The following is a 17726-nucleotide window of genomic DNA, read 5'->3' on the forward strand; positions in this document are numbered from 1 at the left end:
AAGAAAGAGTGGTTTTAGCCACTCTTCTAATGTTTAAATTATACAATATTTACTTTATAATGTCAAGCAGACTTTCTATGCTTACAAGATTTACAGTTTTTTCATTTCTATATTTGAGTTCAACCTTATTTTCTTTGAGCGTTTTCTCGGAAACGGTAATGCGGATGGGAATACCCAGTAAATCAGCATCTTTAAATTTCACACCGGCTCTCTCATCCCTGTCATCTAAAAGAACATCTGCTCTTTCTGAAAATTGCGAGTAAATTTTATCGCTTGTCTTTTTAACTTCACCTTCATATGCAATCGGGACTATTACAATTTTATACGGTGCAATTGCCTCGTTCCAAATTATACCATCTTTGTCATTTGATTGTTCAACCGCAGCGGCAACTATCCTGGAAACTCCTATTCCATAACAACCCATTATAAAATGATTTTTAACACCTTTTTCATCAAGAAATGTGGCATTCATTGATTTTGAATATTTTGTACCTAATTTGAAAGTATGTCCTATTTCTATCCCTCTGGAAAATTTTAATTCATTTTTACAACACCTTGGACACTTATCACCCTTTTTTACTTTTTTTAAATCAGCAACCTCTGATAATTTGCAATCCCTGCTAACATTTATATTTTTCAGATGATAATCTTTTTTATTCGCTCCTGAAATGCCATTTACGATATCTTTTATTGAAAAATCAGCATAGATAGGAAGTGGCAAGTCGGAAGCAGGAAGTCGGACAGGACCGGCAAAACCTACGGGAGCACCTGTGATTTTTTCAACTGTTTTTGCATCTGCAAGAAAAAGTTCGTTACATTTTAGAAAACCTTTAAGTTTTTCTTCGTTTATTTCGCAATCACCCCTGACAAGTACCATTACAGGTTTACCATCAGCAAGATAAATCAGTGTTTTTATAAATTTATCCAGCTTCTCATTAAGAAATTTTCCAACTTCTTCAACAGTCTTCATCCCCGGCGTATGCACTTCCTCCAACTGTTTTAATGCTGAATCCTGAATCCTGAATTTTGTATTGTCCTTAACACATTCCGCTTTTTCTATATTAGCACCGTAACCGCAATCACAAGAAACGATTTCTTCTTCGCCGGTTTCAGCTAGTACCATAAATTCATGCGAGAGTGAACCTCCGATAGCACCTGTTGTCGCCTCAACCACGCGAAACTTAAATCCACACCTTTCACAAATTTTGGAGTAAGCATCATAGACAAGCTTGTAATATCTTTCAGCATCTTCTTCTGTCGCATGAAAAGAATATGCATCTTTCATATAAAATTCTTTTGCCCGTATTACACCAAACCGCGGCCTGATTTCATCTCTGAACTTTGTCTGGAACTGATACAGCATTAAAGGAAGCTGGCGATATGAACGGACATCCTTTCTGACAATATCCGTAACAATCTCCTCATGTGTAGGACCTAAACAAAATTCCCTGTCTGAACGGTCTTTTAGACGGAATAGCTCTTTACCGTAAATATTCCATCTGCCTGTTTCTTCCCATAATTCTTTTGGTAATATTGCAGGCATAAGAAGTTCCTGACCGCCAATTTTATTCATTTCTTCCCGTATTATCTGTTCAACTTTTTTCAATACCCGTAATCCCAACGGCAGCCAATTGTAAGTTCCCGAAGTAAGCTTTCTTATAAGTGCTGACCGAAGCATTAACTTCTGGGAAACCGTATCAGCATCTGAAGGTGTCTCTTTAACAGTGGGAATAAAAGATTCTGAATATCTCATTATTTTATCACAATCTCCGGAATATATTTTTTCACCAACCTTAACATTTCCTCGTCAGAAATACCTATTGTTCTTTCCGCTTCATATTGAGTATCAATCCATTCCTTGATTTTAATTACTCCCGGGTTATCTTTATCAACTTTAATCTTTAAATGATGATTTATCCAGTAAATTATTCCTGCAAAACCGGATTTATCGGTAATTCCAACAGAAACCGGTTTTTTCAAAATTTTATTTGTATCAAATATGTTGTATATTTCTTCATCTTTCAAAAGCCCGTCCGCATGAATTCCTGCACGTGTAACATTAAAATTCTTTCCGACATACGGCTGATTAGGAGGGATTTGATAACCCATTTCTTTTTCAAAATATTCCGCTATTTCAGAAATTACAGTAGTCTCCATACCGTTAGAATCACCGCGAAAAGCAATATATTCAATAACTAATGCCTCAGTCGGCGTGTTACCTGTCCTTTCACCTATACCTAAAAGCGAACCGTTGGTTACAGAACAACCATACAACCACGAACCAATAGCATTGGTCAATGCACGATGAAAATCATTATGACCATGCCATTCCAGCCATTCCGAAGGGACCCCGGCAAATTTAGTAAGTCCATAAATTATACCGTTGACCGAACGGGGCAAAGTAACACCAGGGTAAGTAACTCCATAACCTAATGTGTCGCACGCACGAATTTTTATAGGTATGTTTGCAGCTTTTGACAGTTTCATTAATTCCTGTGCAAAGGGAACCACAAATCCGTAGAAATCAGCACGGGTAATATCCTCAAAATGACATCTCGGAATTATTTTTTCTTCAAGCGCGTCTTTTACAATACCCAAATACATATCCATCGCTTCTTTTCTTGTTTTTTTAAGTTTCAGGAAAATATGATAATCGGACACTGATGTAAGAATTCCGGTTTCTTTAAGTCCGAGTTTTTTAACTAACTTAAAATCCTCTTTGTGCGCCCTTATCCAACCGGTAATTTCGGGATATTTATACCCAAGTTCTAAACACTTTGTAACTGATTCTTTGTCTTTTTCAGAATATAAAAAAAATTCAGACTGCCTGATAACGCCATTAGGACCTGACAACCGGTGAATCATTTTGTAAACATCGACAATTTGCTTTACCGTATACGGAGGACGCGATTGCTGACCGTCACGAAACGTAGTATCGGTTATCCATATTTCTTCCGTAGGGTTCATAGGCACAACCCGCCAGTTAAAAGAAATTTTCGGTACCTCACCATACGGGAAAATATCCCTGTAAAGGTTCGGTTCTTTTACATCTTGCAGTTGATATTTATACTCTTCCTGTTCCAAGGTTCTTGTTCTCTTGTTAAATTTTAACATAATTATACCTCACTTAAATCTCAATCATGAGATTGTCGAAAAATCCCTGCTAAGTCATTGCGAGGAATATGGTGACGAAACAATCTCAGAATTACCAACTTAAAAGATAGATTGCCACACTCTTCGAGTTCGCAATAACAGCCAAAAAATTACTCTTCCAACAATTTCAATTATACAAATTTTTAATTGGATTTCAATAAGGAAATTTTGATATGTGTTATTTAGAGAATTGTCGGATTACTTCTTTTGGTTTTAAAGAAATTTCATAGGTTATTTTATTCAACCTATTACTACAAGATTGTCTCTGTGGATAACTTCTTCGTAATCTTTACGGCAGAGGATTTTTTCTATTTCGGATGATTTGTGTCCTTTTATTTTTTCGATATCTTTGCTTGAATATGAAACAATCCCGCGAGCTATTTCTTTCCCTTTATTGAAAATGCTTACCACATCGCCTTTTTCAAAATCACTTTTAGTCCTGATAATCCCGGACGGGAGCAGACTTTTTGAAGAATCCTTTACTGCAGAAGCAGCTCCGTCATCTATTTCAATTGTTCCTGATAATTTAGCACCGAAGGCAATCCATTTTTTCCTACTGTCAATTTTTACATCCGCCAGAAATTTAGTGCATTTGACACGACCGGCAATTATGTCTGAAATACAAACGTTTTTTTTGCCGTTTACTATAAATGTCTCAACACCTGAAGCAGTTGCAATCTTTGCTGCTTCTATTTTTGACATCATCCCGCCAACAGAAAAACTACAACCCTCTTCTTTCGTTGCATAATTTTCTATATCAGTTGAAATCTTTTTTACTTCCGAAATCAATTCCGCATTTTTATTTTTTTTGGGATTACCTTTATAAAGACCGTCTACATCAGTTAAAATAATAAGATAATTAGCATCAACTTTGGAAGCAACTGTCGCTGAAAGAGTATCATTATCGCCAAAATTAATTTCTTCCGTAACAACTGTATCATTTTCATTTATTACAGGTATTACTCCCCAGGATAGAAGTCTCATAATCGTGTTTCTTGTATTCAAATATCTGTTCCTGTCTTCAAAATCATTTTTCGTAAGAAGTATCTGGGCAACAGGTATATTATATTTTGAAAAGATATCAGTCCATTTATTCATCAGACCCACCTGCCCGACAGAAGCGGCAGCCTGTTTGGACGGTAAATCAGACGGTTTTTTCTTCAAACCCAGCTTTACTATGCCTGTTGCAATCGCACCGGAAGAAACGATGATAATCTCGTTTTTCATATTATGAAAAGATGAAACTTCTTCCGCTATTTTCTGCATATAGGTAAAATCTTTCGAAGATGTTATAATACCACTGCCTATTTTAAGAACAATCCTATTCTTCGTAAATGAACTCATATTCACCTACCCTCACGGTGTCACCGGCAACAATTCCGGCTTCTCTTAACTTTTGTTCGACACCGATTTTTTTAAATATGTTTTGAAATCTTTTAGCTGCCTCTTCTTCTGAAAAATTAGTCATAACTGCCAAATCTAAAATTTTCTTGCCCGTAACCTCAAAAACATTTCCTATTTTATTTACAGCAAATTCCGGTTCATATTTATAATAAACGCTTTTTATTTCAGTTGGTTTTTCTACTTTAACCATTTTAATCTTTTTAAATATTTCTTCCAACAATGATTTCAACCCTTCCCCTTTCAACGCTGAAATTAAAAATACTTTTTTTCCTCTCTTCTTAAAAAGCTTTACTGATTTTTCAGCGCCAAAAACATCCATTTTGTTGATTGCTATTACCTGTAATTTCTTAGCAAGTACCGGCGAATAATCTTTCAATTCTTTGTTGATTGCGACATAAGTTGAATATGCATTTTTATTATCATATCCGAAAGAATCAACAATATGTAAAAGAATCTTTGTTCTTTCTATATGCCTTAAAAAATCATGGCCAAGTCCCTTACCGGCAGATGCACCATCAATTAGTCCCGGTATATCTGCAAAAACTAGCGAGTCATCGTATAATTTTACAACACCCAAATTAGGTGATAATGTAGTAAAGGGATAATCAGCTATCTTCGGTTTTGCCGAAGAAACTTTTGATATAAATGTTGATTTTCCGGCATTTGGATACCCGATAATCCCGACATCAGCAATAATTTTTAACTCTAATTCTACAATGCATTCTTCGCCGGGCTGACCCTTTTCTGCTATACGAGGAGCGGTGTTTTTTGATGATTTAAAACTTGCATTACCCCTGCCCCTGCGACCGCCTAAAGCGATTATAATCTCTTGTTTAGGTTCTGTAATGTCTGCTATAATTTCACCGTTCTTTTTTACAGTAGTGCCGAGCGGAACGCCTATTCTTAAGTCCTCGGCTGATTTACCGTAACAATTGCTTCCCCAACCATGTTCACCTTCTTTTGCTTTGTAATGCGGGTTCCTTTTAAAATCTAAGAGCGTTTTCAGATTCTCATTAGCAAAAATTATTACATCGCCGCCTTTCCCGCCGTTACCACCGTCGGGACCGCCAAAAGGAATATATTTCTCCCGCCTAAAAGAAAGACAGCCGTCACCACCTTTACCTGCTTTAACAAAAAGTTTTGCTTTATCTATAAACATAATATTTTATTGGATCAAAAATAGAGTAGATGTTCCCGAAGACTTGTAAATACTATTTCAAACGGAAGGAATTATACTTATTTTCTTACATTTTTTTGATGCCCAATGAAATTTAATCGTACCTTTAACCTTAGCAAAAAGGGTATCATCTTTACCAATTCCGACATTTAACCCGGGATGATACTTTTTCCCCCGTTGTCTGACAATAATACTGCCTGCAGGAATAACCTGACCTTCAAAACGCTTAACACCTAATCGTTGCCCGGCAGAATCGCGTCCATTACCTGTTGAACCTTGAGATTTAGTATGAGCCATATAGTCCTCCAAAAAACTAACAAAGTTTATAGAGTTCGTAGAGTTTTAGAGTTTGTAGTGTTTAAACCCTATAACCCAATAACTCTATAACCCTATAACTTTTTTCTTAACTGCCAATTCCTGTTATTTCTACTTCTGTATAATCTTGCCTGTGTCCAATCGTTTTTTTATAACCTTTTTTGGGCCGTTTCTTAAAAACAACTACCTTTCTACCTTTGCAAATATCTACTACTTTACCAAACACTTTTGAATTAGGAGATGTCTGTAACTTTTTATCGTCACCTGAAATAAGAATCGACTTGAACTCAACTGCATCACCTATCTGCTTTTCCAACAAATCCATCTTAATTGTTTTACCTTTCTCTGCCTTATACTGTTTTCCACCAACGTCAATTATCGCATACATAAATATCCTACTCCTCTTTGAAATTACTAATTAAAAATCAATCTTTATGTTTTATTGTAGTTGCAATTCCACGTCTGTCCGCTAAATTCCCCCTCATCTTTCATCTTCTCCCCTTAGGGGAGAAGAAAGAGTTGAGGGGTTTGTTTGTATTATGTTATTTTTTCTTTAAGAAATCGTACAACTCATTAATCAATTTAGCTGCCACATCCTTGCTTCCTAAACCAAATGCAATCGCAAAAGCAAGACCACTTGAAGCAAATAGTATAGTAATCACAGAATTAATTATTTGTATATCAATTTTCAACTGCTTAAGTGCAATTACGACTGTGAATATAATAACAGCTATCGACACAACTTTACCAAGTACTTTCGCTTGTAATACACCTGCATTTGAAGTTGCAGTAACAACTAAAGAATTTAAAAATGAAGCTAAAAACATTCCAAGTATTAAAACAAAAATTGCAACTATTATGTTAGGTATATAAAGTATAATGCTATCTAAAATTACGCTAACAGATGTAAGTCCTAAAGCATTTATTGCAGTCGCTATAATAATGAAAATTATAATCCAATAAAAAATAACACCAATAATTTCCGATAAAGTATACTTTATTTCTGCTTTTTCAAGCATCTTTGAAAAACCAATCCTGCCGGAAAGAACATCCAGCTTTAGAAAAACAAGTAGTTTTACAAAAACATTTTTCAAAGCTACGGCAATTATCCAACCAATAAGAAGTATTACCAAAAATCCTATAAAAATAGGAACAAACTGGGCAACTTTACCCAACATCATCTTAACCGGTTCAACAAAAACAAGACCCCAATCCATGAACCCTCCTTTCCCTAATTTGAGTCACTATACGTGAAAAGCCTTAAATCTTCGTTTTATTATATTAAAAAAAACGGTTTTGTCAACTTGTTTTTTTTAATATTAAATCTATTGTTGGGAAATAATATATTTGATAATATTTTCTTTAAAAGAGGCAAGATTGCTTTTTGGGTCAGTAGTTATGTCTTTTAAACATTTATTTATGTATTTTTTGTCCAATTTACCTTGCTGTTTATCCGGAATTTGATTTAAAATGTTTAAAAAATGATAAGCCATTCTCATGTTAAATTCTTTAGAATCAGTTTTGTCTGTCCAACTTTTTTCGGCAACCGCTAAAATACGCGGTAAGAGTACTATGTCTTCCGTGAGTTCTTTCCTGTCACCCCAGGAACAACTGATAATACCTAAAGTATTTTCAGGTATATCTTTTGTTATAACCGGGTTAAATTCAAGAATTTCTTTTGGAGTACTCGTGTTGTGGCTAAGATAAAGCGGGAACCATTGCGAATTAATAATTTTGAATTCTTCTTTAACTGAATTTTCTTTTGCTTTGCCTCGCCATTCCTGCAGGATGGTGTTGTCTTTATCTAACCATTTGTCTAACTGCGGGAAATATTCCCACCATATAACCATTTTTTTATTATATTTGATTAACATTTCTTGAACGCGTTTCAAAAAATAAAAATAAAGTTCTTTTTCATCGCTTAAATTTTCATCAGAAATACGTTTAGAACAAATTGGACAGTTTTGCCATTCGTGGGTTTCTACTTCATCAGCACCAACATGGAAATAAGGTCCTTTAAAAATAGGACAGAACTCGGCAAAAATATCTTCCAAAAATTTATAAGTTTCTTCATTGCCCGGACATATAACCGAACTACGCTTTTTGCCGCTACTCTGACAGGCTAACTCCGGATAAGCTTTACGTAATGCCCTGCAATGTCCGGGCATGTCAATTTCAGGTATAACAGTAATAAAATGTTGTTCTGCAAATGAAACTATTTCATTAAGCTCATCCTGAGTGTAAAATTTCCCGGGCACAGTAAGTTTATATTTTTTACTTTCAAGTGTCCACGCCTGGTCATCAGTAAAATGAATATGAATTGTATTCATCTTATACCGGGCGAGAATTTCTATGTATCGCTTTAGTAATTCTACATTACGGAATTGCCTTGCCGGGTCAAAATGCTGACCACGTATAGAAAAATGCGGTTCATCGATAATACGCGAGTACGGTACAGACCAAGCATTATGTTCATATTTAAGCATCTGAAGAAAACTCTGTACAGCATAAAATGCTCCTGCTTCATCCACACCACAAAAAACAGCATTTTCTGAGATTTCAAGCAGGTAACCTTCTTTACCAAGTTCATTTAGTTTAATATCTTCCATTTCTTTTGGTAAAAACATTTCCGGTAATGAACTATTATTAGTTGTAATTAAAAGCATTTTTTCCGTTCTATCTTTAATATTTGCTAATTCCGTAATATTTAAATCAAAGCCGGTTATATCAAAAATATGTTTTTTTAAATCCTTTGCAATATTTTCTAATTTATCTCCTCCGGTTGATGCAAAAACAATTTTTACATCGTCCGTGATTCTAAAATCGCCGGTCTTATATTTGATATACTTTGGCTTAGGCAATATAATGGTTTCTTCACAAAAAATATTAGATGTTATTAAACAAATAAAACCAAGCAAATAGGTTAACAATAAAAATCGTATCTTCATAGGATTTCTCATTTTTTACTAACTAATACTGTTTCAATAATTACTTCTGCAAACTTTTTAATATATGAAATTAAATATTATTTATTTTTTGAGTAATTTCATTGTATATCAACTTCAAAAATTGAATTAAGTATTCCCACAGATATTTGTAAATCTTCCCGGATGTTACCAATCCTTCAGAAAAATATTTTTTAAATGAAATTCTATCGGGTGTAATGAATTTTAATATAAGGACTGCTGTTATTAAATTCAAAATAATAATAACAACGTAAGAAAACACACGACCTGTCTTTTTTACATCAGATTGACCGGCTGCCAATGAATCACCTGTCAGAAAAAAATGAAATGAATATGTAATACCTACAAAAAAGAACAACCATTCAATCCATCTTGAAACGTTAAAGAAAAAAGCAAGGATATAAAAAAGTAAGATTAATAAAAAGGTGTAAATTGGGAAGAAATAAGGGGCTAGAAAAATAAAAAAATTGGTTTTAGTTGAAACTACATTGCCGTTTTTTGAAGAGACGTTAAATTCTTTGATTTTCCCTCTAAATAAAACTGCCCAGAATGCATGTGTAAGTTCGTGCCCAAAAACATATAGACTACCTGGCAGCGATTTAAACAAGAATATCAAAAAAAATACGATAAAACCTGAAATAAACCAAATCACCGAAGATGTTAAGGGAAACATAGAAATTAAAAGAACAAAAAACAACTTAACCAACCCTAATAACACCGGCAACAAAATTATTGCTATTAATAATTTGATAAAACCAGCCATAAAAATAAGTAGTTTAGGGTTGAGGGTTTAGTATTCAGGGATAAAATCAAAACCTCTAAACTATTTTTACAATTCTTAATCTCGCTCTTTTATTTGCTAACAACTATATTATCAATCAGACGGGTTTTGCCTACAAAAACGGCGATAGCAATTACGATTTTGTTAATATGACTATCAATAACTTTTATTTCTTCGAGTGTTTCCGCGTCTCTTATTTCTATATAGTCAATTTTATCCACATTAGGAGCAATTGTTTTCTTTATTTTAGAAATTACTGTTTCTGCGGAAACATTTTTTTTATTTTCTACTAAATTTCTTGCCATTTTCAAAGAACGCGATATAGATATCGCTCTTTCTAATCCTTCATCAGATAAATAAATATTCCTGCTTGAAAGCGCCAAACCGCTTTTTTCACGAACGGTGGGACACGCAATAATTTTTACAGGAAAATTTAAATCATTTACCATTTTCTTAATTATAACTGACTGCTGGTAATCTTTTAACCCGAAATAAGCTTTATCCGGCTGAATTATATTGAAAAGTTTTGCTACAATTGTTGCAACACCTTTAAAATGACCCGGACGGAATCTTCCGCACATAATATCAGAAATCTTTTCAACAGTAATATAGGTAAGATATTTTTCCGGATACATACCGGACGGTTTGGGTGAAAAAACTATATCCACATTTTCCTTTTTGCATAAAAGAACATCTTTTTTAAACGGTCTTGGATATTTTTTTAAATCTTCGTTAGGTCCAAATTGTGACGGGTTAACAAAAATGCTTACCACAACAACATCGCTTTCTTTTCTTGCGCGACGAATAAGTGAAGCATGCCCTTCATGCAACGCTCCCATAGTCGGCACTAAACTTATGGCTCTGCCATTAAGCTTGAGTTTTTTTATAAAATTTTGAATTTCTTGCGGGTTTGAAAATATTTTCATCTTAGATATCTCTCAAAATATTTGCTGACTTTTTTATATTCTGTAGCAGTACAATGTTAATACCATCAGTATTTTTGTATACAGGATTTTCTTAATCGGCATTGAAATACTTCGTAGAAATTTTCGAGGAAAAACTTATACTTTTTAGCAGAAAACACTTTGTTCCCCTCTACAGACAAGAGAGATTTATCAAAGCATTCCGCTTTTATACCCTGGAAACTTTACTTTTTTTCTTTCTCTTTTTCTTTCTCTTCAGATGGCGGTAAGCTGAATGCTTTTATTAGTAGCGCTTTTTTAATATCTTCGGTAACTTTCGGATTCTCTTTAAGAAAAACCTTTGAATTATCCATACCCTGGCCTAACCGCTCGCCTTTATAAATAAACCAACTTCCGCTTTTCTCTATAATGCCATATTCAACACCTGTATCAATAATGTTTCCCTCAACCGAAATTCCCTGACCAAACGTCATTTCAAATTCAGTCTGTTTAAACGGCGGAGCAACCTTGTTTTTTACAACTTTTACACGCACTCTTGTCCCTACAACAACATCCCCGTCTTTCAATGTTGTTACTCTTCTGATATCCATACGGATAGAAGCATAAAATTTTAAAGCCAAGCCACCGGTAGTTGTCTCAGGATTACCGAACATAATACCTATTTTCTGTCGAAGTTGATTGATAAAAATGATTGTTGTTTTGGATTTAGAAACTATCGCAGTAAGTTTTCTTAACGCCTGCGACATTAACCTTGCCTGAAGTCCCATATGTGAATCACCCATTTCACCTTCTATTTCAGCACGGGGAGTAAGCGCCGCAACAGAGTCAATAACCAAAACATCTATTGCATTACTCCGGACAAGTTTTTCTGTAATTTCAAGAGCTTGTTCACCTGAATCCGGCTGTGAAATTAAAAGTTTGTCCACATCCACGCCTAATTTTGTCGCATAAACAGGGTCCATAGCATGTTCAGCATCGACATACGCGCAGGTTCCACCGAGCTTTTGAGCACTGGCTACGATTTGAAGCGACAACGTTGATTTACCTGATGATTCAGGTCCGTAAAGTTCAATAATTCTGCCTTTCGGAATTCCGCCTACACCAATTGCAATATCAAGCCCGATAATACCTGTGGGAATTACTTCAACCTTCTGGTGCGGACTTTCTCCAAGACGCATTATTGCACCTTTACCGTATTCTTTCTCTATTTGCGACAACGCTAAATCCAACGCCTTTTCCTTATCTGATTTTTCTGCTTTTGCCATTAAGTCCTCCGTTGAAAATATCACATCTTTAACTTTAAGTCTTTATTATATTAAGATTCCTCAATAAAAGCAAGTAAAAAGATTTTTAACCTTTACACTCTAAAAATATTACTGCTAAAAATATTCAAAATTGTAGAAATCACTATAAAACTAAGGACCATTATTCAGACAGTGTCTGAATAATTGGTATAGCATGATGAGTCAAGAAGATTCTTTTCACATATTATTCAAGATTCGAGAAGAAAGTGTTGCAAAATCACTTCAAATTTTCAATGCAAGATTCTGGTGGATTATGGAGAAGTCATATTCATATTAACCAAATCAACCACATCCCTCAATTTACTATTTATTCTAACTTTATTCCTTGTTCCTTTATAAATTCCTGAAGTTCTGAAACACTTATAGCCTCTCCTATCATAACTTGTGATAATTCCCTGTAATAAATCAAAATATCTGCAACAATCTGAGCTTCAGAGTAATTAACCTTTTCTCCATTACTATTTGTAGCTGAATATATCATCCCTGATGGGTTATTTGCAAGTGCTTTTATCGCTGAATCAATGTACTCTGTAAGAGGAGCATGTTTACTTACAACAATTCCAATTACTTTATCATCATTGGCTCTAAAAAGAGGACCGCCAGAATTCCCCGGATTAAATGCACCATTTACAACTATATGTTTTACAAAACCTTTTTTGTCATTTCTGGGATACGAAGAATATCCAGATATGTGTCCAACTGATAAAAGTGGGGCAGGACCATTATAACCTAAAGGGAAACCCCAAGTTAACACTTCATTCCCTACAAGAATATCTTCGGAAGATAAAACAAGACCACCATCTAGTTTGTTTTCAGGTATTAACATAGATAAATCTCTGTTTTCATCATGTAATATATTTTTTATTTTAATTATTTCATTAAAAGGTGAAATTATTATAATGTTAGAATTATTTCCTCCCCGAACTACATGTTCATTTGTTACCAATGGACCATTTTTTAACAGAAACGCGGTTCCTTTCATAGAATTGCTTTTATTAATAATCATATAAACGGACTTGACACATTGTCTATTAGTTTCTCCTGCAGCATCTAATAACCATTTGGTCGATATAGGAATATTTTCATCTGATAAACAAATTTTACTGTAAAACAAAAGCACAACTATTACATAAAAATAAACTAATAAAATTTTTATAGTTTTCACTGCTCCTCCTAATAAAATTTATAATTTAAAAACTTTGTTTAACTTATTCTAAAAATATAACTATCAAATTCGGTCAAAGTTGGAGAAATCAGAACAATTTAATATTTACTTCCTTGTTAGATCAACAAATAAATCAAGCCTATAATTTTTCTTCATTTTATCATTTCTTATTTGTCTTGTTTGACTATTTTTCTTGATACATTTACTATTTCTTGGCCTTCTTCAAGAGTGATAAATCCATTTTCCAGAAGTTTGTTTAAAATTTCAATTTCAAGCACAATTATATTATATCCACCAACAAGTACTCCACCTACTTCTTGGGAACTTTTAAGTACTTCGTCTGCCTGCTGAATAGTTATATATTTATTTTGTATTAGTTTATTGATAAATACTTCAGCAAATTTCAATATATTTATTCCACCAAAAAGTACTCCTCTCTTTTCTGATTCTACTATTTTTTTTATTTCTTCAGCATCTTTTTGTGTGATGAACCCCTTGTAATATGTCATAATAAAAATTGAATTTGAAAGTGTTATTGGATCATATTCACCAATTAAAATACCAGATGCAGGTAAGTCTTTTAACCATGGTTTATTAGTAGCCTGCCCTGTTTCAGCACATAAATTGTTCGTTCCAAATAAGTTTAATGAGAACTTTAATGAATTTATATTTGATTTTCTTTTTACCTTCTTTTTTATATTGTTATAGATTTTTATAAAGATAGAATTTGATTCAGTCTTGGGGTTAATCTGAGTAATAATATTCCAATTTCTACTTTTTGTATTTACTGAACAAGAATAGTCATTACCAATCTCCTTTATATAATTTTTCAATCTGAATTCATATTCTATATTGGAATTTACTTGAATACACTCGATCTTCTGATAGAAACATTTTGGCGAATAATCTTTGACTTTGATATTTTTTTCTAATGTTTCTGGATTATATTTTATTTCTTTTGATACTATCACATTATCTTTTAGCAGCAATCTGAACATTGTTTCAAGGTCATAATCTTCTTTAGTTCCTTCATTCTTTACTATTATTTTCACATATGGAATTTTATCACTTAGATTCGGAACTTCAAAATCTCCTATTTTTTCTTCTTTTATAAGTCCTGTATTGACTATTATAAGTGGAATTATATTAGGTTTTTTTTCTGGTAAAAATATTACTTGAAATATTATAGTACTAATAGCCCCTACTATAACTAGGAATAAAGGATGCTTGAATATTGATTTCTTCTCGCTCAGACTATCCGTGACGACTTTAGGCTTTGTCATAACCATTCCAACTTTTTATATTTTTATTATTGGCAACTTCTGTTCAAATATGGCACAATCAGAACAAAATTTAAAATGCAACCTTTCTTGCAATAACCATTAATATAATTTTATATCTTTTTTAACGGAAATTCAATATAAATAAAACCAACGGTTTTGTTTTGGGATTTTTCTGGCAAGATTCCAACTTGAGAAATTGTAGAACAACTAAGAATATTTTTTGTTAGACTTAACAAAACACATAATAAATTAAAACACTATAATACTTCCAATAATTTCGCTTGTAACTTCTTCTTGGACTGCTGTAACAGCTACCGAAGTCTTCAAGTTTATTAATTCTTTTTTTATTATCTGATTCGGGGTTGCAACTGATTCTAAAATAGTATCTATAAACTCTACATCTTTAATCATCTCTAAAATATGTTTTCCGATATTACCTTCAATTGGTATTGAAAGGATACCGCAGGCAGGACTGTTTATATAAACAATTTTATTGTCCTGGTCTAAAAATATTACGCCCTCTGCAAAGTTTTTCCCTATTGACTGCAAGAAATAAGAGAATTTCGCCCGGGTAAAAGATAATTTCTCTTCGTAAGAGGTATAGTTCTTTTTTACTGTTTCCATTGTCGCTAAAAGAACTTTTGCCAGAACGCCTATTTCATCGTTTCTCTTGCTAATGTTATTAAATAACGGTTCGTCATATTTTTCATTAGCAATCGCATCTGAAAGCACCGTTAATTCATTAATCCCTTTACCCACCCTGAAAGATATAATATAAACTCCGATAGCAACTAAAGTAAGCATCAAAACCAGTACAATAATTATTTTTTCCTTGTAAGAATTCATGGCAGTTTTAACCGATTCAGATGAAAAATCAACTCTTAAAAATGCAACTTTTTTCATATTTAGAAAAATTGGCATTGAAAAAACATAATATTCATTAGTAATATCCTGATATGTCTGAACAAGCAAATTATTTGACAATGTAATATTTTTTGATATAAAGTCATCTTTCATAATTTGACCTATTTCCGATTTTTCACTATTAACACTTACTCTCGCTTCTGAATCTAAAATCATTACTTTTATAACATCCGGAAGTTTTTTTATCCTATCAACGTATGATAACAATAAAATATCATCTTTTGACTCTTTCGCATCGGAACAGGACGAGGCATATATTTGAACGATTGTTTTGGTATTTGAGAAAAATTGTTCCATTAAAATATTTTTCTGATAAAAATACATAATTATCCCTAAACCAACTATAAGTACGAAAAAATATACAATTTGCGTGACTGTCAGTTTAAGAATGATACTGTTTTTTTTTGGATTAGATAACATAATTAGCTAAGTTTTAGCAGAGCTAACGCTCTGCGGCTACAATTTAACTTATGAAACAATCATAAAGTTAGAAATGGTTTTCATAAACAAAAATCACTTAAATGCGCCTCCTAAATATTGTAATACAATTGGACCAAACAACATTAAAAATATTGAAGGTAATATACAAAAAATTAGCGGGAATAACATTTTTATAGGTGCTTGCTGTGCCATTTTTTCGGCAAGTTGAAATCTTTTTACTCTCATCTGTTCTGATTGAACCCGCAAAACCGGACCTAATGAAGAACCGAGCTTTTCTGCCTGGACAAGCGCTGTAATTACTGTGGAGAGGTTCGGTTCTTGTACCCGTGCTATCATGTCCTTCATTGAAGCCATTCGTGATTGCCCAAGCCGCATACCTCGCTGCATAATTACAAATTCTTCTATTAGCGGTGATTTTTCTGTTTTAGAAATTACTTTGCTTATTGATGCTGTAAAATCAACCCCTGCTTCCATTGAAAGTGTAATTAAATCCAGTATATCCGGTAGTGTTCTGACAATTAAACGATGCCTTTTTTTAGTTAAATCACTTAAATATAATTTCGGTAAGAACCCCCCTATAGCTAAAGATATAAACATTACCATTAAATTTGTTTTTTTAAGAAACATAAGTTCCATCATTAAAAAACCTGCTGCACATATTAGAGTAATGGCAAGATAACTGTCAGGTGTCATATCCTGTGGATTACCTGCCATATCTAATTGTTTTTTTATTATCTCACGCTGTTTAACAAGCCATCCCCAATTTATTCCTGATACCCATTTTACAATGGCTTCAACAACAGTATTGGAAAGCTGGGTAAGCGTTTGCTTAGGAGACGGTTGATTGCTAAAACGCTTTTTTAAATTAACAATTTCGCCTTCCGGCCAAAAATTAAAGGCAACAATGAAGACAAACCCTCCGATAATTAATGAAATAATATACGCCATAATATTTATATATCTATTGTTACGATTTTTTTTATGATTAAGCCGCCTATGGCAATCATTGTTAGAACTACAAGTATTATTATATAACCGAAAAATGTAGTAAACATCGGTCTCATCAAATCCGGGTCAATCAGATAAATAAAAAACGACAATGCAAAAGGAAGCGAGGCTGTAATAAACCCTGAAAGCTTTCCCTGCGCGGTAAGAGATTCTATTTTACCCTGCATCTCGTTCCTTTTTCTCATTGTTTCAGAAAGTGTAATTAATGCTTCCGACATATTGCCGCCTGTTTCCCTCGCAATATTTATGGCAGTCATTGCTATCCTCATTTCTTTGGATTTTTTAAGCCGTTCTGAAAGATTATTTAACGCTTTTTCCATTTCAATACCAAGTTTCAACTCCTGATTTACCGTATTGAATTCTTCTGATAATGGTGATTGTCCCTGCTGGGATATGACTTCAATCGCCTGGGCAAATGACTGCCCGCTCCGAAGAGAATTGGAAATTAAAACCAAGCCATCCGAGAGCTGCTTGTCTACAAGTTTAAGTCTTTTGTTTTCAGCACGTTTTAAAAGAAACTCAGGGAAGAAAAAACCAAAAAACCCAAAAACAATTGCAAAAAATACTTTTGTTGTTAAAATATAGCCAATCAGTAAGAAAACCATAAGGGAAAAAATTTTCAGTTTCTTTGCTTGCGGTGATTTGGGGTCTTCTGCGAACCGGGAAATCATCAGTTTAATTGACGGGATTTTCTTAACACCATCCTCAGCAAAATGCTTTACTTCTTTAATTTTATCACCGGTAAGAATATTACTAGTAAGAAGTTTAACGGTAATTAAAAAGAAAAACCCAAACACACAAACAATAATTAAAAAAGTAAAGGTAATTATTAACATATTTTTCCCTGAATCCTGTGTGCTGAGTACTGAATCCTATGTTCTG

General features: G+C 33.5%; 16 protein-coding genes. All 16 read right to left on the minus strand.

Annotated elements, in window-relative coordinates; genetic code table 11:
* Positions 1 to 49: 49 nt before the first annotated feature.
* The 16 genes from PHE88_04050 to PHE88_04125 all read right to left on the minus strand — a co-directional run bounded on the left by PHE88_04050 (position 50) and on the right by PHE88_04125 (position 17680).
* Positions 50 to 1753, minus strand: a complete 1704-nt coding sequence (locus tag PHE88_04050; protein ID MDD5686990.1) for a proline--tRNA ligase — start codon at positions 1751 to 1753, stop codon at positions 50 to 52.
* Complete coding sequence (locus PHE88_04055) at positions 1753 to 3114, minus strand: 2-isopropylmalate synthase (GenBank protein MDD5686991.1); 1362 nt, start codon at positions 3112 to 3114, stop codon at positions 1753 to 1755. The genes PHE88_04050 and PHE88_04055 overlap by 1 nt, the downstream gene beginning before the upstream one ends.
* Before the next feature lie 279 nt (positions 3115 to 3393).
* A complete protein-coding gene (gene proB / locus PHE88_04060) occupies positions 3394 to 4497 on the minus strand; it encodes a glutamate 5-kinase (protein MDD5686992.1) in 1104 nt (367 codons plus the stop codon).
* Positions 4475 to 5716 carry a GTPase ObgE gene (obgE, locus tag PHE88_04065; GenBank protein ID MDD5686993.1) on the minus strand — a complete coding sequence of 414 codons (1242 nt, stop codon included), beginning with the start codon at positions 5714 to 5716 and terminating at the stop codon, positions 4475 to 4477. The genes proB and obgE overlap by 23 nt, the downstream gene beginning before the upstream one ends.
* Before the next feature lie 57 nt (positions 5717 to 5773).
* Entirely contained in the window at positions 5774 to 6031 is a 258-nt protein-coding gene (gene rpmA / locus PHE88_04070) for a 50S ribosomal protein L27 (GenBank protein MDD5686994.1), read from the minus strand.
* Between the two features lie 106 nt (positions 6032 to 6137).
* Positions 6138 to 6437, minus strand: coding sequence for a 50S ribosomal protein L21 (gene rplU, locus PHE88_04075; protein MDD5686995.1), 300 nt, complete (start codon positions 6435 to 6437; stop codon positions 6138 to 6140).
* Positions 6438 to 6591: 154 nt separating this feature from the next.
* Positions 6592 to 7266, minus strand: coding sequence for a hypothetical protein (locus tag PHE88_04080; protein ID MDD5686996.1), 675 nt, complete (start codon positions 7264 to 7266; stop codon positions 6592 to 6594).
* Positions 7267 to 7374: 108 nt separating this feature from the next.
* Positions 7375 to 8997, minus strand: coding sequence for a family 20 glycosylhydrolase (locus PHE88_04085; protein ID MDD5686997.1), 1623 nt, complete (start codon positions 8995 to 8997; stop codon positions 7375 to 7377).
* 70 nt (positions 8998 to 9067) lie between these two features.
* Positions 9068 to 9778 (minus strand): hypothetical protein, encoded by a 711-nt coding sequence (locus PHE88_04090; protein MDD5686998.1) that lies wholly within the window; start codon positions 9776 to 9778, stop codon positions 9068 to 9070.
* Between the two features lie 89 nt (positions 9779 to 9867).
* Positions 9868 to 10722: a pantoate--beta-alanine ligase gene (gene panC, locus PHE88_04095; protein ID MDD5686999.1), complete on the minus strand. Its 855-nt coding sequence runs from the start codon at positions 10720 to 10722 to the stop codon at positions 9868 to 9870.
* A 221-nt stretch (positions 10723 to 10943) separates the two neighbouring features.
* Positions 10944 to 11984 carry a recombinase RecA gene (recA, locus tag PHE88_04100; protein ID MDD5687000.1) on the minus strand — a complete coding sequence of 347 codons (1041 nt, stop codon included), beginning with the start codon at positions 11982 to 11984 and terminating at the stop codon, positions 10944 to 10946.
* 346 nt (positions 11985 to 12330) lie between these two features.
* Positions 12331 to 13188, minus strand: coding sequence for a serine protease (locus PHE88_04105; GenBank protein ID MDD5687001.1), 858 nt, complete (start codon positions 13186 to 13188; stop codon positions 12331 to 12333).
* 167 nt (positions 13189 to 13355) lie between these two features.
* A complete protein-coding gene (locus PHE88_04110; protein ID MDD5687002.1) occupies positions 13356 to 14471 on the minus strand; it encodes a hypothetical protein in 1116 nt (371 codons plus the stop codon).
* A 249-nt stretch (positions 14472 to 14720) separates the two neighbouring features.
* Positions 14721 to 15815, minus strand: a complete 1095-nt coding sequence (locus PHE88_04115) for a hypothetical protein (protein MDD5687003.1) — start codon at positions 15813 to 15815, stop codon at positions 14721 to 14723.
* A gap of 93 nt (positions 15816 to 15908) precedes the next feature.
* A complete protein-coding gene (locus PHE88_04120) occupies positions 15909 to 16784 on the minus strand; it encodes a type II secretion system F family protein (protein ID MDD5687004.1) in 876 nt (291 codons plus the stop codon).
* 5 nt (positions 16785 to 16789) lie between these two features.
* Positions 16790 to 17680 (minus strand): type II secretion system F family protein, encoded by an 891-nt coding sequence (locus PHE88_04125; GenBank protein MDD5687005.1) that lies wholly within the window; start codon positions 17678 to 17680, stop codon positions 16790 to 16792.
* Positions 17681 to 17726 lie beyond the last annotated feature (46 nt).

It is taken from the genome of Elusimicrobiota bacterium, from assembly GCA_028718185.1.
Classification (GTDB): domain Bacteria; phylum Elusimicrobiota; class UBA8919; order UBA8919; family UBA8919; genus JAQUMH01.